The organism is Caballeronia sp. RCC_10, assembly GCF_041360715.1.
GTDB lineage: Bacteria > Pseudomonadota > Gammaproteobacteria > Burkholderiales > Burkholderiaceae > Caballeronia > Caballeronia grimmiae.
The window spans coordinates 253,714-273,868 of sequence record NZ_JBFUPT010000001.1 but is presented as its reverse complement, the minus strand read 5'-3'; the positions used below and the strand labels follow the sequence as shown (position 1 = coordinate 273,868).

The 20,155-nt window shown below is 65.4% G+C and carries 14 protein-coding genes; 5 read left to right on the top strand and 9 right to left on the bottom strand.

From position 1 onward, the window contains the following. Positions 1-119 precede the first annotated feature (119 nt). The 5 genes from prmB to dapC form a co-directional block, all read right to left on the bottom strand. On the bottom strand, positions 120-1,010 hold the full coding sequence (gene prmB / locus AB6804_RS01290; RefSeq protein ID WP_370884917.1) for a 50S ribosomal protein L3 N(5)-glutamine methyltransferase: 891 nt from the start codon (positions 1,008-1,010) through the stop codon (positions 120-122). 30 nt (positions 1,011-1,040) lie between these two features. Next, complete coding sequence (dapE, locus tag AB6804_RS01285) at positions 1,041-2,180, bottom strand: succinyl-diaminopimelate desuccinylase (RefSeq protein ID WP_370884916.1); 1,140 nt, start codon at positions 2,178-2,180, stop codon at positions 1,041-1,043. 105 nt (positions 2,181-2,285) lie between these two features. After that, positions 2,286-2,645, bottom strand: a complete 360-nt coding sequence (locus AB6804_RS01280; protein WP_035966936.1) for an ArsC family reductase — start codon at positions 2,643-2,645, stop codon at positions 2,286-2,288. Position 2,646: 1 nt separating this feature from the next. Beyond that, positions 2,647-3,474: a 2,3,4,5-tetrahydropyridine-2,6-dicarboxylate N-succinyltransferase gene (dapD, locus tag AB6804_RS01275; protein WP_370884915.1), complete on the bottom strand. Its 828-nt coding sequence runs from the start codon at positions 3,472-3,474 to the stop codon at positions 2,647-2,649. A 39-nt stretch (positions 3,475-3,513) separates the two neighbouring features. Beyond that, positions 3,514-4,740 carry a succinyldiaminopimelate transaminase gene (gene dapC, locus AB6804_RS01270; RefSeq protein WP_370884914.1) on the bottom strand — a complete coding sequence of 409 codons (1,227 nt, stop codon included), beginning with the start codon at positions 4,738-4,740 and terminating at the stop codon, positions 3,514-3,516. Between the two features lie 239 nt (positions 4,741-4,979). Here dapC and AB6804_RS01265 point away from each other — a divergent pair, with 239 nt between their 5' ends. The 5 genes from AB6804_RS01265 to def all read left to right on the top strand — a co-directional run bounded on the left by AB6804_RS01265 (position 4,980) and on the right by def (position 13,834). Continuing rightward, positions 4,980-5,945: a DMT family transporter gene (locus tag AB6804_RS01265; protein WP_370884913.1), complete on the top strand. Its 966-nt coding sequence runs from the start codon at positions 4,980-4,982 to the stop codon at positions 5,943-5,945. A 123-nt stretch (positions 5,946-6,068) separates the two neighbouring features. After that, positions 6,069-9,584, top strand: a complete 3,516-nt coding sequence (gene smc, locus AB6804_RS01260; protein ID WP_370884912.1) for a chromosome segregation protein SMC — start codon at positions 6,069-6,071, stop codon at positions 9,582-9,584. 173 nt (positions 9,585-9,757) lie between these two features. Further along, positions 9,758-11,026, top strand: coding sequence for a cell division protein ZipA C-terminal FtsZ-binding domain-containing protein (locus AB6804_RS01255; RefSeq protein WP_370884911.1), 1,269 nt, complete (start codon positions 9,758-9,760; stop codon positions 11,024-11,026). 199 nt (positions 11,027-11,225) lie between these two features. Then, positions 11,226-13,304: an NAD-dependent DNA ligase LigA gene (gene ligA, locus AB6804_RS01250; RefSeq protein WP_370884910.1), complete on the top strand. Its 2,079-nt coding sequence runs from the start codon at positions 11,226-11,228 to the stop codon at positions 13,302-13,304. Continuing rightward, entirely contained in the window at positions 13,301-13,834 is a 534-nt protein-coding gene (gene def / locus AB6804_RS01245) for a peptide deformylase (RefSeq protein WP_370884909.1), read from the top strand. The genes ligA and def overlap by 4 nt, the downstream gene beginning before the upstream one ends. A gap of 75 nt (positions 13,835-13,909) precedes the next feature. Here the strand turns inward: def and AB6804_RS01240 are convergent, their stop codons facing one another. The 4 genes from AB6804_RS01240 to map all read right to left on the bottom strand — a co-directional run bounded on the left by AB6804_RS01240 (position 13,910) and on the right by map (position 20,069). Then, positions 13,910-14,146: a hypothetical protein gene (locus tag AB6804_RS01240; RefSeq protein WP_244792543.1), complete on the bottom strand. Its 237-nt coding sequence runs from the start codon at positions 14,144-14,146 to the stop codon at positions 13,910-13,912. 246 nt (positions 14,147-14,392) lie between these two features. Continuing rightward, on the bottom strand, positions 14,393-16,615 hold the full coding sequence (locus AB6804_RS01235; RefSeq protein WP_370884908.1) for a pseudouridine synthase: 2,223 nt from the start codon (positions 16,613-16,615) through the stop codon (positions 14,393-14,395). Between the two features lie 6 nt (positions 16,616-16,621). Continuing rightward, positions 16,622-19,207 carry a [protein-PII] uridylyltransferase gene (locus tag AB6804_RS01230; RefSeq protein ID WP_370884907.1) on the bottom strand — a complete coding sequence of 862 codons (2,586 nt, stop codon included), beginning with the start codon at positions 19,205-19,207 and terminating at the stop codon, positions 16,622-16,624. A 52-nt stretch (positions 19,208-19,259) separates the two neighbouring features. Further along, positions 19,260-20,069, bottom strand: coding sequence for a type I methionyl aminopeptidase (map, locus tag AB6804_RS01225; RefSeq protein WP_035969511.1), 810 nt, complete (start codon positions 20,067-20,069; stop codon positions 19,260-19,262). Between the last annotated feature and the right edge of the window lie 86 nt (positions 20,070-20,155).

The following is a 20,155-nucleotide window of genomic DNA, read 5'->3' as shown; positions in this document are numbered from 1 at the left end:
GGGTGCGCAAGGTTCGATACGTCCCGCGCCCGGGCGCGCGGATGGGGATGATGCATCACCGCGTCGGCGGCGATGCGACATCTTACCGAACCTTGCTGGTCTGAAACGCGCCTTGCGCGTCAGACTTGCGCGGGCAGATCGGCCGCCTGGATGAGGAACACGTTGTCGTCGCCGGCGCTGGTCGAGAGCCAGACGAGATCGAGGCCGCCGAACGCCGCCTCGACGTTCGCCCGCTCGTTGCCGATTTCCACGACGAGCACGCCGTCCTCGGTCAGCCACTTGCTGGCGTCGCGCACGATGCGCCGCACGATGTCCATGCCGTCGTCGCCCCCTGCGAGCGCGAGTTCCGGCTCATGGCGGTATTCCGCGGGCAGGGACTGCATCGCGGTCGCGTTCACATACGGCGGATTCGTGATGATGACCTCGTAGCGCGCTTCGGGCAGCGGCGCGTACAGATCGCCTTCGTACAGCGTCACGCGGTCTTGCAGGCCGTAGTCGTCGACGTTGCGGCGCGCGACGGCGAGCGCATCGGCGGAGATGTCGACGGCATCGACATCGGCGTTTTCGAATGCTTGCGCGGCGAGAATCGCAAGGCAGCCGGAGCCCGTGCACAGTTCGAGCACGCGCGTGACGTGGTCGGGATCGGCCACGTAGGGCTGCAAGCCGTCCTGCAGCAATTCGCCGATGAACGAGCGCGGCACGATCACGCGCTCATCGACATAAAAACGCTGGCCGTGCATCCATGCTTCGTGCGTGATGTACGCAGCCGGCACGCGCTCTTTCGCGCGGCGTTCGATCACCTGCGTCACGGCGTCGATCTCGCTGTCGAGCAGGCGCGCGTCGAGAAACGGATCGAGCGTGTCGAGCGGCAGATGCAGCGTATGCAGAATCAGATACGCGGCTTCGTCATAGGCGTTGGTCGAGCCGTGGCCGAACGAGAGGCCCGCTTCGGTGAAGCGCGAGACGCCGAAACGCAGCAGGTCGCGCACGGTGAGAAAGGGTAGCGCCATCGAAGGCTCCTTGTTGTTGTACGAATGAATTCAGGCGATCAGCTCTTCGAGCACGCGGCGATACACGTTCTTAAGCGGCTCGATGAATCGCACTTCGACATGTTCGTCGATCTTGTGGATGCTGCCGTTCGGCGGGCCGAATTCCACCACTTGCTCGCAGATGCGCGCGATGAAGCGGCCATCGGACGTGCCGCCTGTGGTCGACAGTTCCGGCTGCACGCCGGTTTCCGCGCGGATTGCCTTGTCGAGCGCGTCCGACAGCGCGCCGCGCGGCGTCAGGAAGGGCAGGCCGCTCACGGTCCACGTCAGATCGTAGTCGAGCGCGTGCTTGTCGAGGATTGCATTCACGCGGCCTTGCAGGCCCTCGACCGTGCTGGCCGTCGAAAAGCGGAAGTTGAAAATCAGCTCGGCCTGGCCGGGAATGACGTTGGTCGCTCCGGTGCCCGAGTGCAGGTTCGACACCTGCCAGGTGGTCGGCGGAAAGTATTCGTTGCCTTCGTCCCAGCGGACGGCGACGAGTTCGGCGAGCGCGGGCGCGAGCAGATGAATCGGATTCTTCGCGAGATGCGGATATGCAATGTGCCCCTGCACGCCCTTCACGACGAGCTTGCCTGTCATTGAGCCGCGCCGCCCGTTCTTGACCGTGTCGCCGAGCGTTTCGTTCGAAGTCGGCTCGCCGACGATGCAGTAATCGAGCCGCTCGCCGCGCGCCTTCAACGCTTCGACAACTTTCACGGTGCCGTCGGTTGCGGGGCCTTCTTCATCGCTCGTGATGAGCAGCGCGATCGAACCGCGATGCTCCGGATGCTTCGCGACGAACTCCTCGCTCGACACGACGAACGCCGCCAGGGACGCCTTCATGTCGGCGGCGCCGCGCCCATAGAGCTTGCCGTCGCGATGGGTCGGCGAAAAGGGCGGCGAAGTCCATTGCTCGACGGGACCGGTCGGCACGACGTCGGTGTGTCCGGCGAACGCGAGCAGTTTGGCCGCCGCGCCATCCGTGCCGCGCTTCACGGCCCACAGATTCGTGACGCCGCCCGACGCGATGGTTTCGCACACGAAGCCGGCAGCGGACAGGCGTTCGATCATCAGCGACTGGCAATCGCGATCGTCGGGCGTGACGGAGGCCCGCGCGATCAGGGCTTCGGTAAGGGAGAGAGTGCCGGACATGGTTGGGCCTGCTTCTGGACAGCGATAAAAAATGCCGGCGCGGCGGCCGGCAAGCGGTTCTACGTCGAGGCGAGCGATGGCGTCCGTGAGAGCCATCGCCACGCATCACGCGAAGAGCGTCTCGTACTGCTCGGCCGAGAAGCCGAGCGTCTTCACGCGGCCGTTCACGACGATGACCGGCCGCTTGATGATCGACGGCTTGTGAATCATCAACGCGATCGCGCCGGCAGTCGTGTCGGCTTCGGCCTTGTGGACGTCCGACAGCCCGCGCCAGGTGGTGCCGCGCTTGTTGATGAGCTGATCGACTGGCACGTCCTTCAACCAGTCCTGAACCAGCTGCTCGTTCACGCCGGCTTTCTTGAAGTCGTGAAATTCGAACGGCACGCCGCGCTCTTCGAGCCACACCCGCGCCTTCTTCACCGAGTCGCAGTTCGGAATGCCGTACACGACAGTCGTCTTGGCCAAATCAGTCGCCTCGCAGCAGTTCGTTCAGGCCGACCTTGGCGCGCGTCTTGGCGTCGACCTTCTTCACGATGACCGCGCAGTACAGGCTATGCGAGCCGTCCTTCGACGGCAGATTGCCCGCGACCACCACCGAGCCCGCCGGAATGCGGCCATACGTGACTTCGCCCGTTTCGCGGTCGTAGATCTTGGTCGACTGGCCGAGATAAACGCCCATCGAGATGACGGAGTTTTCTTCGACGATCACGCCTTCCACCACTTCCGAGCGCGCGCCGATGAAGCAGTTGTCCTCGATGATGACCGGGTTCGCCTGCAGCGGCTCCAGCACGCCGCCGATGCCCACGCCGCCCGACAGGTGCACGTTCTTGCCGATCTGCGCGCACGAGCCGACGGTGGCCCAGGTGTCGACCATCGTGCCTTCATCGACGTAAGCGCCGATGTTGGTGTACGACGGCATCAGCACGACGTTCTTCGCGATGAACGAGCCGCGGCGCGCGATGGCCGGCGGCACCACGCGGAAGCCGCCCGCCGCGAAGTCTTCGGCGGTGTAGTTCGCGAACTTCGAGGGCACCTTGTCGTAGAACTGCGAGTATCCGCCGGCGGCCATCGGCGCGTTGTCTTCCAGGCGGAACGACAGCAGCACGGCCTTCTTCAGCCATTGATTGACGACCCAGTCGCCGTCGCGCTTCTCGGCCACGCGCAATGCGCCCTTGTCGAGCTGTTCGATGGCGTGCGCGACCGCGTCGCGGACTTCGGCCGGCGCGGCTTTCGGCGAAAGCTCGGCGCGGTTTTCCCAGGCGTTGTCGATGATGCTCTGAAGTTGTTGCGACATAGTGATATCAAGGATGGAGTGATGGACCGGCAGCGCCCGTCAGGACTTGAGCGTGCGGCAGAATTCGACGATGCGGCGGGCGCCCTCGACACATTCCTCGACGCCCGCGACGAGCGCGACGCGGACGAACCCTTCGCCGGGATTCGTGCCATGCGCGGGACGAGCGAGATAGGAGCCCGGCAGAACCGTCACATTATAGTCGGCGTAGAGACGCGCCGCGAACTGGGTATCGGTGAGTCCGGTGCGCGAAACGTTCGCCCAGAGGTAGAACGCAGCGTCGGGAAGACGGACGTCCAGCACCTCGGCGAGCATCGGCGTCACCGTATTGAATTTGCTCACATACTTCGCGCGGTTGTCGCGCACGTGCGTTTCATCCCGCCACGCGGCGATGCTCGCGCGCTGAAACACGGTGGACAGCGCAGCGCCGTGATACGTGCGATACAGCAGGAATTGCTTGAGGATGGCCGCGTCGCCCGCGACGAAGCCCGAACGCATGCCCGGCACGTTCGATCGTTTCGACAGGCTCGACAGCATCACGAGGCGCTCGAAGCCGCGACCGAGCAGGCGCGCGGCTTCGAGGCCGCCGAGCGGCGGATGCGCTTCGTCGAAGTAGATCTCCGAATAACATTCGTCGGACGCGATCACGAAGCCATGCTTGTCCGACAGCGCGAACAGTTCGCGCCAGTTGTCGAGCGTCAGCACGGCGCCCGTCGGGTTGCCCGGCGAGCAGACATAGAGCAGTTGCGTGCGCGCCCAGATGTCGTCGGGCACGGCCGAGTAATCGCACGCGAAGTTGCGCGCCGGATCGCTGTTCACGAAGTACGGCTGCGCGCCGGCGAGCAGCGCCGCGCCTTCGTAGATTTGATAGAACGGGTTGGGACAGAGTACGATCGGCGGTTCGGCTTCGCGCAGTTCAGGCGTGCTGCGGCTGTCGATGACCGCCTGCGCGAGCGCGAACAGCGCCTCGCGCGAGCCTGACACCGGCAGCACTTCGGTGGCCGCATCGAGCGATTCGAGACCGTAGCGCGCGCGAGCCCACGCGGCGATGGCTTCGCGCAGCGGTTCGCTTCCGAGCGTCGGTGGATAGGCCGCGAGGCCATCGAGCGAATTGACGACGGCATCGCGGATCAACTCGGGCGTCGGATGCTTCGGCTCGCCGATGCCGAAGCTGATCGGCGTGAACCCGGCGCGCGGCTCGATGCCTTTGAAGAGCGCGCGGAGCTTTTCGAACGGATACGGCTGGAGTGTCTGAAGAAGTGGATTCACGGCGTGACCGGTAAGCGATGAACGACGAGTGAACGGAAAACAGGCGATCGGAGCGGCGGCGAAGCGCCATGCGTGCCGGCGTGACGAGGCCATTGGAAGACCCGCTGCGGCGGCACGATAAAGACACTGACGAAGCGCACGATTATACCCCGCGCCTTTGCAGCAAAGGGCCGCGAGGCAACGAACGACAAGATGACGACTCATCACCGAAACGAACGAGCGGGCGCAGGAGCCCGGCCATGACCCGCCGATTCCACGACGCGCTGCCGACGCTCGCGATCATGCTCGGTGCATCGGTATGGGGCGTCGTCTGGTATCCGATGCGCATGCTCGCGTCGATGGGCCTCACCGGCACCGTCGCCAGCGCGGCGACGAGCGGCGCGGCGTGTCTGTGCGTCCTATTGCTGAGACGACGCGCGATCAGCACGATTTCGTGGCACTGGCTGCTCGTCGCGCTGGGGCTGGCGGCGGGCATGACGAGCGTCGGTTTCGTGTGGGGCGCGATTCACGGTCAGGTGATGCGCGTGCTGCTGCTCTTCTACTTGACGCCCGCATGGACGGCGGTGTTCGCGCATTTCATTCTGAAGGATCGCCTCACGCGCGCCGACGCCGCGCTGTCGATGCTGTCGCTCGCAGGCGCACTGACCATGCTCTGGTCGCCCTCTCTCGGCATGCCGCTGCCCGCGAATCTCGCGGAGTGGGCGGGCCTGATGGGCGGCATGGGCTTCGCGATGAGCAACGTGCTCGTCGTCAGGATCACGCGAACGATGCCCCGCATGAAGCCCGAGATGCGCACGGCGGTGATCTTCGGCGGCGCGGCCGTCGTCGCCACGCTCGTGAGCTTTTTCGAACCGATGCCGACGCCGCCCGCCGCATCGCAGATGGGCACGGTGGCGTTCATCGTGATCGGGCTGGGCGTCGTGCTGGCAGTGAACAACGTCATCGTGCAGATCGGGCTGGCGCGCGTGCCGGCCAATCGCGCGTCGATCATCATGCTGTTCGAACTGGTCGTGACGGCGCTGTCGTCGTGGCTCTTCGCGGGCGAAGTGCCGGGGCCGCGCGAGTGGGCGGGCGGCGCGTGCATCGTGGCGGCGTGCGTGCTGTCGGCGTGGGTGCATCGGCAGACGCGGGAGGTCGTCGAAGCATCGCCCGCGCCGTCGCTCGAGGCCGCGAGCGAGAAGAAACCGACACGCGCGATGGTATGATGGTGTCCGCTCGCGACCGGGCGGAAAGGCTCTCGCGGGCATGAGACGAATACACGCGATGGGCCGCGCCGCCGCCCGTCTGCAACTCACCCTCCGTCCTTCACTCCAAACAGCGATATCGCCGTGCGTCTGACTTCGATCAAACTCGCTGGTTTCAAGTCCTTCGTCGATCCCACGCATTTCCAGGTTCCCGGCCAGCTCGTCGGCGTCGTTGGGCCGAATGGCTGCGGCAAGTCCAATATCATCGACGCCGTGCGCTGGGTGCTCGGCGAATCGCGCGCATCCGAATTGCGCGGCGAGTCGATGCAGGACGTCATCTTCAACGGATCGACCGCGCGCAAGCCCGGCAGCCGCGCCAGCGTCGAACTCATCTTCGACAACGCCGATGGCCGCGCCGCCGGACAGTGGAGCGCCTACGGCGAGATCGCCGTGAAACGCGTGCTGACACGCGACGGCACCTCCAGCTACTACATCAACAACCTGCCCGCGCGACGCCGCGACATTCAGGATATCTTCCTCGGCACCGGTCTCGGTCCGCGCGCCTACGCGATCATCGGACAGGGCATGATCGCGCGCATCATCGAAGCGAAGCCGGAAGAACTGCGCGTGTTCCTCGAAGAAGCCGCGGGCGTGTCGAAGTACAAGGAACGCCGCCGCGAGACCGAAAACCGTCTGCACGATACGCGCGAGAACCTGACGCGCGTGGAGGACATCGTCCGCGAACTGACGACGAATCTCGAGAAGCTCGAAGGGCAGGCGATCGTCGCGACCAAGTACAAGCAACTGCAGGCCGAAGGCGAAGAGAAGCAGCGCCTGCTGTGGCTGTTGCGCAAGAACGAAGCCGGCAACGAGGCGGAGCGGCAGCAGCGCGCCATCCGCGAAGCGCAGGTCGAACTCGAAGCACAGACGGCGCGTCTGCGGGAAGTGGAAGCGCAACTGGAAACGCTTCGTGTCGCGCACTACAGTGCGAGCGACGCGATGCAGGGCGCGCAAGGCGCGCTCTACGAAGCCAACGCCGAAGTGAGCCGGCTGGAAGCGGAAATCAAGTTCATCGTCGAGTCGCGCAATCGCGTGCAGGCGCAGATCGCCGCGCTCAGTGCGCAGCGCGAGCAGTGGCAGATGCAGGCGCGAAAGGCGCGCGACGAGATCGAGACCGCATCCGAAGCGCTGGCCGAAGGCGAAGAGAAGGCCGCCATCGCGCAAGAAAACGCCGCCGCGAAGCACGACGCATTGCCCGCTCTCGAAGCCCGCTGGCGCGATGCACAGGCGCAACTGAACGAGGAACGTGCGGGCATCGCGCGCGCGGAACAGGCGCTCAAGCTCGAAGCGGCGCATCAGCGCAACGCGGATCAGCAGCTTCAGCAATTGCAGCAGCGCCAGGAGCGTCTGAAGAACGAAGCGAGCGGCCTCGACGCGCCCGACGAAGCGCAACTCGAAGAATTGCGGATGCAGCTTGCCGAGAACGAAGAGGTGCTCGCCGAAGCTCAGGCGCGCCTCGCCGATGCGCAGGAAACCGTGCCGCGCCTCGACGCGGAACGCCGCGCGGCGCAAGAGCGCGTGCAGGCGGAAAGCGCGCAGATTCACCAGCTGGAAGCGCGCCTTGCCGCGCTGAAGCAGCTTCAGGAAAGCGTCCAGACGGAAGGCAAGATTCAGCCGTGGCTCGACAAGCACGAACTCGGCGCGCTGCCGCGTCTGTGGAAGAAGCTGCATGTCGAAGCCGGTTGGGAAGCGGCGCTCGAAGCGGTGCTGCGCGAGCGGCTCGCGGCGCTCGAAGTATCGAATCTGGACTGGGTGAAGGCGTTCGCCACCGACGCGCCGCCCGCCAAGCTCGCGTTCTATTCGCCGCCCGTCGCGGGCAAGCCGCTCGACGCGCCGCAGGGCTTGCGGCCGTTGCTGTCGCTCGTGCGCATCGACGATCCGGGCTTGCGCGCGGTGCTGAACGAATGGCTCGGCGCGACTTTCATCGCGGACGACATCGCGCAGGCGCTCGCCATGCGCTCGCAGTTGCCGGAAGGCGGCGCGTTCGTCGTGAAGGCGGGGCATACGGTGACGCGCGTCGGCGTCCAGCTCTATGCGGCTGATTCCGAGCAGTCCGGCATGCTGGCCCGCGCGCAGGAAATCGAAAATCTCACGCGGCAGGTGCGCGCGCAGGCGCTGCTCGCCGATGAAGCGAAGTCCAACGCGGTGCGCGCCGATGCCGCACACACTCAGGCATCGCAAGCACTCGCCGATGCCCGCGCCGCCGCCGAGCGCGCGACGCAGCGCGTGCATGCGCTGCAACTGGACGTGCTGAAGCTCGCGCAGGCGCACGAGCGCTACACGCAGCGCAGCACGCAGATCGGCGAGGAACTGGAAGAAATCGTCGCGCAGATCGACGAGCAACGCGCGCTGCGGGCAGAGTCCGAAGCGGCGTTCGAACAGCACGACGCGGAAATCGCGCAGTTGCAGGCGCGCTTCGAGGACAACCAGCTCGCGTTCGAATCGCTCGACGAAGCGCTCACGAGCGCGCGCCACGAGTTGCGCGAACTGGAGCGCGCCGCAAGCGACGCGAGCTTCGCCGTGCGCGGTCTTGCCGCGAAGATCGCGGAATACGAGCGCAACATCGAGACGGCGCAGGATCAGAGCGAACGCGTCGCGGGCGCGCTGGAAGATGCGCGCGCGGAACTTGAAACCATCAACGAGCAGACGGCGCAGACCGGCTTGCAGGACGCGCTCGAAGTGCGTGCGGCGCGCGAGGAATCGCTGCATGCGGCGCGCATCGAACTGGACGATCTGACCGCGCGGCTGCGTCAGTCCGACGAACAGCGTCTTTTCGCCGAGCGCTCGCTGCAGCCGCTGCGCGACAGGATCAACGAATTGCAGTTGAAGGAGCAGGCGGCGCGCATTAGCGGCGAGCAGTTCGTCGAGCAACTGCAGGCAGCGGGCGTCGACGAAGCCGAACTGCAGGCGAAGCTCACGCCGGACATGAAGCCGTCGTATCTGCAGGGCGAAGTCACGCGCCTGAACAACGCGATCGTCGCGCTCGGCCCGGTCAACATGGCCGCGCTCGAAGAACTCGCGTCGGCGACCGAGCGCAAGCACTTCCTCGACGCGCAGTCGGCCGATCTGAACAACGCCATCGGCACGCTCGAAGACGCGATTCAGAAGATCGACCAGGAAACGCGTTCGTTGCTGCAAGGCACGTTCGACGAGGTGAACCGTCACTTCGGCGATCTGTTCCCGCGTCTTTTCGGCGGCGGTCAGGCGAAGCTCATCATGACCGGCGACGAAATCCTCGATGCCGGCGTGCAGGTTATGGCGCAGCCGCCCGGCAAGAAGAATTCGACGATTCACCTGCTTTCGGGCGGCGAAAAGGCGCTCACCGCGACGGCGCTCGTCTTCGCGATGTTCCAGTTGAATCCCGCGCCGTTCTGTCTGCTCGACGAAGTGGACGCGCCGCTCGACGACGCCAACACCGAACGCTTCGCGAATCTCGTGCGGGCGATGTCGGTCAAGACGCAATTCCTGTTCATCTCGCACAACAAGATTGCGATGGAGATGGCCCAGCAATTGATCGGCGTGACGATGCAGGAGCAGGGCGTATCGCGCATCGTGGCGGTGGACATGGAAGCCGCTGCGGGCTTTGCGCAGAATGGCTGACGCCGTAGCGTCATGCGAATTTGAATGATTGAACGACGGCCGGGCGATGTCCCGGCCAGGCGCGCAGGCGCGGAGTGGCGCGCATCGGGCAGGCGGCGGCGAAAGCCGGAACGCGGCAGATGCGTGCGACAGATCGCGCGGCGCTTCCTAACTCAAAAGAATGTGGAGCGTGCATGGACGAGTTGACACTCGGTTTGATCGGAGCGGGAGCCGTGGTAGTGGGCGGTGTGGTGGTGTACAACGCGTGGCAAAGCGCGAAGGTGCGGCGCAAGATGCCGCGTCCGATGCCTGATGAAGCCGCCGATGCGCTCGCCCGCCAGGAAACCGACGACGAGCATCCGTTCATCGAGCCGGTGCGCCCGGCGCGACGTGAGCCGGTGGCAGGCGATGCGGTCGACGAAGCGCCGCGCGATGTGCGTGTCGAACCGAGTTTCGGCGGCGTGGCGGCATCCGAAGAGACGCACGCTGTTGTGACGCCGCCCGTTGCTCCGGCGGATACGCCCGTCGACCTGCAGGCCGAGGCCACGTCTGCGAACGGTGTCGCCGACGAATCCGCGATCATCGACGAAGACGAGCGCAACGAACCCGTGATGCCCGCCGCGACGACCATTTCGTCGACGCCGCCGGCGGTGGTGGATCGACGCATCGACTGCGTGGTGCCGGTGCGGCTCGCCGCGCCCATCGCGGGCGACCGCGTCATTCCGCTCGCGCAGCGGCTGCGTCGCGCGGGGACGAAGCCGGTGACGATCGAGGGCAAGCCGGAAGGCGAGAGCACGTGGGAACTGTTGCGCCACGGCGTGCGCTACGACGAACTGCGCGCGGCGGCGCAGCTCGCGAATCGCAGCGGCCCGCTCAATGAACTGGAATTCTCGGAGTTCGTGACCGGCGTGCAGCGTCTCGCCGACGCCGTCGATGGCGCGCCCGAATTCCCCGACATGATGGAAACCGTCGGCATGGCGCGCGAACTCGACGCCTTCGCCGCCCAGTGCGACGCGCAGTTGTCCATCAACATTCTCTCCGACGGCGCGCCGTGGTCGGCCAACTACGTGCAGGCGGTCGCGTCGCAGGACGGCTTGCTGCTGTCGCGCGACGGCACGCGCTTCGTCAAGCTCGACGCGAAGCAGAACCCGGTGTTCATGCTTCAATTCGGCGATACCAATTTCCTGCGCGACGACCTCACCTACAAGGGCGGCCAGATGATCACGCTGGTGCTGGACGTGCCGGTCGCGGACGAGGACATCCTGCCGTTCCGCCTGATGTGCGACTACGCGAAGTCGCTGTCGGAGCGCATCGGGGCGCGCGTCGTCGATGATCAGCGCCGGCCGTTGCCCGAATCGGCGCTGCTCGCCATCGAAAAGCAGTTGATGACGCTGTACGCGAAGCTCGAGCAAGCGGGCATTCCGGCAGGCTCGGCCGCGACGCGCAGGCTCTTCAGCCAGTAACCGTCCTTGTCCTCGACGCGCTGCATCGGCGGCGCGCGTGTTCGCTTCGACTGCGCCCCTTCCGTGGGGCGCTTTCCGTTGGTGCGCGCGACCGCACGTCCAATCGGCCTATGCCGTCCGGCCGATGCCACGATTTTCCGATCTTCTGAGACAATCGACCGGTCGATTGACTGATTTACCTTTCTCTACAAGAAGCCGCATGTCCGCCAAGACCAAAGCCGAATCCGCCGCCACCGCGAAGTCCCAGGCCGCCGTGCCCAGCGCCGACCGGCCGGAAGAGCGCGCCGCGTGGCTGCGCACGGAGCTGGAACGCGCGAACTACGCATACTACGTGCTCGACCAGCCGGAACTGCCGGACGCCGAATACGACACGCTGTTCAAGGAACTGCAGGGCATCGAGGCGGAGCATCCGGCGCTCGTCACGCCGGACTCGCCGACGCAGCGCGTGGGCGGGCAGGCCGCCGAGGGTTTCACGCCGGTCGTCCATGACGTGCCGATGCTGTCGCTCAACAACGGCTTCGCGGACGAGGACATCGCCGCATTCGACAAGCGCGTCTCGGATGCATTGGGCGTGTCGCCGGTGCAGTACGCGTGCGAACTCAAGTTCGACGGTCTCGCCATCTCCCTGCGTTACGACGATGGCCGCTTCGTGCAGGCCTCCACGCGCGGCGACGGTGCGACCGGCGAGGACGTCACGGCGAACGTGCGCACCATCCGCTCGATTCCGCTGACGCTCAAGGGCAAAAACGTGCCGAAGCGGCTCGACGTGCGCGGCGAAGCGCTGATGTTCAAGCGCGATTTCGATCGCCTGAACGCACGCCAGCGCGATGCCGGCCACCGCGAGTTCGCCAATCCGCGCAATGCGGCGGCGGGCAGCTTGCGTCAGCTCGACCCGAAGATGACGGCGCAACGGCCGCTGTCGTTTTTCGCGTACGGCATCGGCGTGCTCGAAGGCGCGGAAATGCCGGACACGCACGCCGCGCTGCTCGACTGGTACAAGGAAATGGGGCTGCCGGTGAATGCGGAGCGCGCGGTCGTCGAGGGCGCGGAAGGCTTGCTCGGCTTCTTCCGCCAGACGGGCGAGAAGCGCGACAAGCTGCCGTACGACATCGACGGCGTTGTCTACAAGGTTAATCGTCGTGATGAACAGGACAAGCTCGGCTTCGTCTCGCGCGCACCGCGCTTTGCGCTCGCGCACAAGTTTCCGGCGCAGGAAGCGCTGACGCAATTGCTCGCGATCGACGTGCAGGTCGGCCGCACGGGAGCGATCACGCCGGTCGCGCGCCTCGCGCCGATATTCGTCGGCGGCGCGACGGTCACGAACGCCACGCTGCACAACGAGGACGAAGTGCGCCGCAAGGACATCCGTATCGGCGATACGGTCATCGTGCGGCGCGCGGGCGACGTGATCCCCGAAGTGGTCGGCGCGATTCTCGACCGGCGTCCCGACGATGCCCGCGAGTTCGTCATGCCGACCGAATGCCCGGTGTGCGGCTCGAAGATCGAACGGCTGCCGGACGAAGCCATCGCGCGCTGCACGGGCGGCCTGTTCTGCCCGGCGCAGCGTAAGCAGGCGCTGTGGCACTTCGCGCAGCGCCGCGCGCTCGACATCGACGGCCTCGGCGAAAAGATCATCGACCAGCTAGTCGAAGAGAATCTGGTTCGCACGCCGGCCGATCTCTTCAATCTGGGCTTCTCGACGCTCGCGGCGCTCGATCGCTTCGCCGACAAATCCGCGCAGAACCTGCTCGATTCGCTCGAAAAGGCGAGGCACACGACGCTCGCGCGCTTCATCTACGCGCTCGGCATTCGGCATGTGGGAGAGTCGACGGCCAAGGATCTCGCGAAGCATTTTGGATCGCTGGACCCAATCATCGCGGCGTCCGTCGAGCAATTGCTGGAAGTCAACGATGTCGGCCCGGTGGTCGCCGAAGCCATTCACAATTTCTTCAGCGAAGCGCATAACCAGCACGTGATCGAGCAGTTGCGCGCGAAGGTGTCGTGGCCGGAAGGGCCGCCCGCGCCGCGTGCGCCGCAGGGCGCGCTGGCGGGCAAGACGGTCGTGCTGACGGGCACGCTGCCGACGCTCTCGCGCGAGGAAGCGAAAGAAATGCTCGAAGCGGCCGGCGCGAAGGTGGCCGGCTCCGTATCGAAAAAGACCGACTACGTCGTGGCGGGCGCGGACGCGGGCAGCAAGCTCGCGAAGGCGGAGGAACTCGGGGTTCCCGTTGTCGACGAAGACGGCATGAAGAAGCTATTGGAAGGAGTCACTCCATGATCCGAGAAATCCTGAAAATGGGCGATCCGCGGCTTTTGCGCATCGCTCAGCCTGTCGAACATTTCGACACGCCGGAACTGCACACGCTCGTGCAGGACATGTTCGACACGATGCGCGACGCCAACGGCGCGGGTCTTGCCGCGCCGCAGATCGGCGTCGACCTGCAGGTGGTCATCTTCGGCTTCGGGCATACCGAGCGTTATCCCGACGCGCCGCCCGTGCCGGAGACGGTGCTCATCAACCCGATCATCACGCCGAACGGGCACGACATGGAGGAGGGCTGGGAAGGATGCCTGTCCGTGCCGGGGCTGCGCGGCGCGGTTCAGCGGTACTCGATGATCCGCTATCAGGGCTTCGATCAGTACGGCCAGGCGATCGAACGGCTCGCCGACGGATTCCACGCGCGCGTCGTGCAGCACGAGTGCGATCATCTGATCGGCAAGCTCTATCCGATGCGCATCACCGACTTCTCGAAGTTCGGCTACACGGACGTGCTGTTTCCCGGACTCGATCCGGCGCGCGACGACTGAACGCCGAAGCCGCGCCAGCATCGTCGCATGGCCGGTTCAAGCGCCGAAACCCGCTCGTTGCGAGCGGGTTTTTTATTACGCGAACGTTTTCGGATTGCCGCTCGTGTCGTGCCGCCGGAACAATGCGACGTGCTCCGGTTTGGCGGACCCTTGCAGGCGGCCATCGGGCAAGCGGGCGATCACCATTTCGCCGATGCCGGGACTCGTCACGACCACTTCATCCTGCAGGGCGAGCAGCGCGTGGAGCCGTCGGCGGCCGCTGACGATTTCCAGTCCGGTTTTCGTCTCACGAACGATGATCTCTACTGCCATGACGATGTCCTCCTTGCCGTTCAATGCCGAATGCTTTTGCTCGAGCGAGAGCGATCCATCGCCCGCTGAAACCCCGCGCGTCTGCCGGAATCTGCGTCCTCGCGCATATCCTGCCTAACGGATCGACAAGTCATTTTCTTTAGCCAAAAAGCGAACAAAAAATAACGGCGCGACCGGATGACCGATCGCGCCGTTTTTATCGTCGAGTGTCGCGATTTTGCGACGCTGCGAGCACGGACCAGCGGGTTAGAAGCCCTCGTTCGCCGCGAGATAGCGCCACTGTCCCGGCGGCAGCGCGCCGAGCATCACGCGTCCCATGCGGATGCGCTTCAGCCCGATCACCTCCAGGCCGACCAGCTCGCACATGCGGCGAATCTGCCGCTTCTTGCCTTCGCGCAGCACGAAGCGAAGCTGCTCGCCGTTCTGCCAGCTGACTTGCGCGGTTTTGAGCGGGACGCCATCGAGTTCGAGGCCGTGTCGCAGCAAGGCGAGTTTTTCCTCGGGGAACTGTCGGTCGATGTCGGTGGCGTGCTCGCCGAATCGCACGCGCACGAGGTATTCCTTGTCGACTTCGGAATGTCCGCCGATCAGTTGCTTCGCGATGCGGCCGTCCTGCGTGAGCACGAGCAGCCCGGTCGAGTCGATGTCGAGACGTCCGGCCGGTGCGAGCGTGCGCAGATGGCCTGGCGTGAAACGGATGCCCGAGCGGTCCTCTTCCCAGTGATTCGACGGGTTGACGAGCGTGACCGCCGGCTCGTAGCCGTCCTCGGCTTGCCCCGACACGTACCCGACCGGCTTGTGCAGCAGGATCGTGACGAGTTGCGACTGCGCCGAATGCGCGGCTGGCAGGACTTCGATGTTCTGACCGGGGCGGATGCGCGTGCCGAGCGTGTCCATCACTTGGCCATCGACCAGCACCCAGCCTTTCTCGATCCATTCGTCGGCTTCGCGGCGCGAGCATAGGCCGAGTTCCGACATGACCTTCGACAGGCGGACGAGGCCGTCCTGGTGGGGGCGGGGGGCGTGATCGGTATGCGGTGCTTGCGGATCGGCGTTGCGCGTGGTGCGGGTGTCGACGCTCGGACGGGAGTCGTCGCCGCGTGGTTTGGACGGGCGACGATCGTCGCTGCGAGGGCCGCGATCGCTGAAGCTTGCGCGCGCATCATCGCCGCGCGGTTTGGACGGGCGTCGTTCGTCGTTGCGCGGGCCGCGATCGCTGAAGCTCGGGCGGGAGTCGTCGCCGCGTGGTTTGGGCGGGCGACGATCGTCGTTGCGCGGGCCGCGATCGCTGAAGCTCGGGCGCGAATCATCGCCGCGCGGCTTCGACGGGCGGCGTTCTTCGCCACGCGGGCCGCGATCGCCGAAGCTCGGGCGCGAATCATCGCCGCGCGGTTTGAACGGGCGACGTTCTTCGCTGCGCGGACCCCGATCGCCGAAGCTCGGGCGCGAATCATCGCCGCGTGGTTTGAACGGGCGACGTTCTTCGCCACGCGGACCGCGATCACCAAAGCTCGGACGCGATTCATCGCCGCGCGGTTTGAACGGGCGTCGCTCATCACCACGCGGACCGCGATCGCCGAAGCTCGGACGCGAATCGTCACCGTGCGGCTTGAACGGGCGACGTTCTTCGCCACGCGGACCGCGATCACCAAAGCTCGGGCGGGAGTCGTCGCCGCGCGGTTTGAACGGGCGACGTTCGTCGCTGCGCGGACTGCGATCGCCAAAGCTCGGGCGCGCATCACCGCCACGCGGACCGCGATCACCAAAGCTCGGACGCGAATCATCGCCGCGTGGTTTGAACGGGCGACGTTCTTCGCCACGCGGACCGCGATCACCAAAGCTCGGGCGGGAGTCGTCGCCGCGTGGTTTGAACGGGCGACGTTCTTCGCCACGCGGACCGCGATCACCAAAGCTCGGACGGGAATCATCGCCACGCGGCTTGAACGGACGTCGCTCGTCTCCACGCGGACCGCGATCACCAAAACTCGGGCGCGCATCACCGCCGCGCGGACCACGATCACCAGAACTCGGACGCGAATCGTCACCGCGCGGCTTGAATGTGCGACGTTCTTCGCCACGAGGACCGCGATCACCAAAGCTCGGACGCGAATCGTCACCGCGCGGCTTGAATGTGCGACGTTCTTCGCCACGCGGACCACGATCGCCAAAGCTCGGACGCGCATCGTCACCGCGCGGCTTGAACGGACGTCGCTCATCGCCACGCGGACCGCGATCGCCGAGGCCCGAACGCGAATCGTCACCGCGCGGCTTAAACGAACCGCGCTCTCCCGACGCATCGCCACGTTTTGCCGATGTCGCCCGCGCCTCGGCAGGCTTTCCGCGCTTGACCAGCGCCTGCTCCGGCGCAGTCTCGCGCACGGTCTTGCGTCCGGTGGAACTGCCGGAACGGACCGGCGATCGCGTCGTTGATGTCGGACGCGGATGTTTGGCTGTCAGTTTGACGCGCATAAAGTCTCAGGCTGCGATCGCGCGCAGCAGTTCGGTTTCGACCTGGATCTGGGTACGGTTGGACGACAGGCTTTTGCCGTCGAGCAAGAACACGTCTTCGACACGTTCGCCGAGCGTGTTGATGCGCGCCGCCTGCACGCCGATCCGGTGTTGCGCCAGAACGCGCGCGATCGAATAAAGAAGGCCCTGCCGGTCGTTCGCCGACACGGACAGGATGTAGTACTGGCCACGCTCGTCGGGACGCAAGTCCACGCGCGGCGTGATCGGGAAAGTGCGGACGAGCCGCGATACGCGGCCCTTCGACGGCTCCGGCAAGATGCTTTCGTCCGTCAGCCGTCCGCTCAATTGTTGTTCGACGAGATTGGCGATATCGCGATAACTTCCATCATGGTCCGGATGCGCCACGAGAAAGTTGTCGAGCGCGTAGCCGTGACGCGTCGTGGTGATGCGCGCATCGAGCACGGACAGGCCGTTCCTGTCGAAATACGCGCAGATGCCCGCAAACAAATCGGGCCGGTCCTTCACATACACGAGCACTTGCAGCGCCGCGCCGATCGGCGAGGGCCGCGCACGCACGATCGGCTGTTCGCTCTCGACATGCCGGTACAACACGCGCGTTTGCCACGCGATATCGGCGGGATCGTGCCGCAGAAAATAGCCGACGTCGAGTTGCTCCCAAAGCCGGCGCTGCGCGCCTTCCGGCACCGTTTCCAGTCGCAGGAGTGCAAGCGCCGATTCCTGTCGCGATTTCAGTTCCGAATGCGCGTCCGGCTGCGCGCCGCCGAGCACCGCGAGCGTCGCACGGAACAGGTCCTCGAGCAGCTTGCCTTTCCAGTTGTTCCAGACCTTCGGGCTCGTGCCGCGAATGTCGGCAACGGTCAACAGATACAGCGCGGTCAGCCGCCGCTCGGTCCCGACGATCGACGCGAACTGCTTGATGACCTCGGGATCGCTCGTGTCCTGCTTCTGCGCGACGTGACTCATCGTCAGATGCTGCTGCACGAGCCATACGACCAGCTCCGTGTCTTCGCCGCCGATGTCGTGCTCGCGGCAGAAGCGGCGGGCGTCGACCATGCCGAGCGTCGAATGATCGCCGCCGCGGCCCTTTGCGATATCGTGAAACAGCGCGGCGACGTAGAGAACCCACGGGCGCTCGAAGTTGCCCATCAACTGGCTGCAGAACGGATATTCGTGCGCGTGTTCGGCGATCGCGAACCGGCGCAGATTGCGCAGCACCATCAGGATGTGCTGATCGACCGTGTAGACGTGATACAGGTCATGCTGCATCTGGCCGACGATGCGCCGGAAGTTGATCAGATAGCGCCCGAGCACGCTCGTCTGGTTCATGAGCCGCAGCGCATGCGTGATGCCTTCGGGCTGCTTCAGGATCTCCATGAAGAGCCGCCGATTCTCGGGATCGCGCCGCCAGTTGCGGTTCATCAGCTCTCGGGCGTTGTAGATCGCGCGCAGCGTGCGCGCCGACAAGCCCTTCACGCCGCGCGTCTGTTCGTACAACAAAAAGGCTTCGAGAATGGCGTGCGGCTCGCGCTCGAAGACATCGTCGTCGGCGATTTCGAGCATGCCTTGCTTCTCGACGAACCGGTCGGAGAGCACGCGCGTGATACCCGATGTCGATGGGAAAAGCTGCGCCTCGACGTTCTGAATGAGGATGGTCGCAAGCTGGGTGACCGCCTTGGCCGCCCAGTAGTAGCGGCGCATCATCTGCTCGCTGGCGCGCTTCGCGGCCGTCGCCTTGAAGCCGAAGCTCTCGGCAAGCGGCGTCTGCAAATCGAAAACGAGGATGTCCTGCCGGCGTTTCGCGACCACGTGCAGGCGCGCGCGCAAGGTTTTGAGGAACGCTTCGTTGCGGCGCAATTCGCGCGCTTCGCGTTCGGTGACGAGACCGCGCGCATCGAGTTCGCGCCAGCTCGAGCCGAAGCCCGCCGCTCGCGTGATCCAGAGAATCAGCTGCAGGTCGCGCAGCCCGCCCGGGCTTTCCTTGATGTTCGGCTCGAGGCTGTACGGCGTGTCCTGAAACTTGGCGTGGCGCTGCCGCATCTCCAGGACCTTCGCCTGGAAGAATGCGCGCGGATCGAGCGTCTGCCCGTATTTGTCCGAGAAGCGCTGAAAGAGCCGCGTGTCGCCGCAGATGCGCCGCGCTTCGAGCAGGGACGTGAGCACGGTGACATCGTTGCCCGCCTCGGCGATGCATTGCCCCACCGACCGCACGCTGCTGCCGATATCCAGCCCCAAATCCCACGCCATGCCGATGAACCGCTCGACGCGCGCGTTCAGCGCGGCGTCGTCGGCGTGCGCGGGGGCATCGGGCAGCAGCACGAGGATGTCGACGTCGGAATAGGGCGCCAGCTCCCCGCGCCCGTAGCCGCCGACCGCGACGAGCGCGGCGTCCGCCGGCATCTCGCAGGCCGACCAGGCGCCCTTGAGGGCGTCGTCGGTGATGCGGGCCAGCGCGTGCATCAGCGGTTCGACGGTCGTGGCAATCTTGAAGCGTTCGATGAGCGCGGCCTTCGCCGTCTTATAGACGGTGCGCAGCGTTTCGCAGGGCGTGGCGGCGACGACGGGAACGCTCATGAGTCGATTCGATCGGCGTGAAGGAAGGGGCGATTGCGAGGAACACCGGGAATCAGGCCGTGGCCGCGATGAGTTGCGACGGCGCCTGCGTCCCCGCCGATACCGTCAGCACTTCATAACCGGTCGGCGTGACGAGCACCGTGTGCTCCCATTGCGCCGACAGGCTGCGATCGCGTGTCTTGACGGTCCACTGGTCGGGCATCGTGCGGATGTCGCGGCGGCCGGCGTTGATCATCGGCTCGACGGTGAAGATCATGCCCGCCTGCAACTCGATGCCCGTGCCCGGACGCCCATAGTGCAGCACTTGCGGCTCTTCGTGGAACACCTGGCCGATGCCGTGGCCGCAATATTCGCGCACGACGCTGTAGCCTTGCGCTTCCGCGTGCTTCTGGATGGCGTGCCCGATGTCGCCGAGATGCGCGCCCGGCCGCACCTGGTCGATGCCGAGCCACATGCAGTCGAACGTCGTCTGCACGAGGCGCTTCGCGAGAATCGACCCTTCGCCGACGATGAACATGCGGCTCGTATCGCCGAAATAGCCGTTCTTGATGACCGTGATGTCAATATTGAGCGCATCGCCGTTCTTCAGCACCTTCTCGCTCGGAATGCCGTGGCAGATCACGTCGTTGACCGAGATGCAGGTGGCCTTCGGATACGGCGGATAACCCGGCGGCTGATAATTGAGCGGGGCGGGAACCGTGCCCTGTTCGTTCACCATGAAGTCATGGCACAGGCGGTCGAGTTCCTCGGTGGTCACGCCCGGAACGATATGCGGCGTGATGAAATCGAGCACTTCGCTGGCGAGCCTGCAGGCGACGCGCATCTGCGCGATATCGTGATCGTTTTTCAGCGTAATGGACATGGGTTGGCTCGTGATGCGCGGATTGCGTGAAGGGCGGGCGGAAGCCGCCAAACCGGCATTATCGCACCTTTGAGATAAGGACCGCA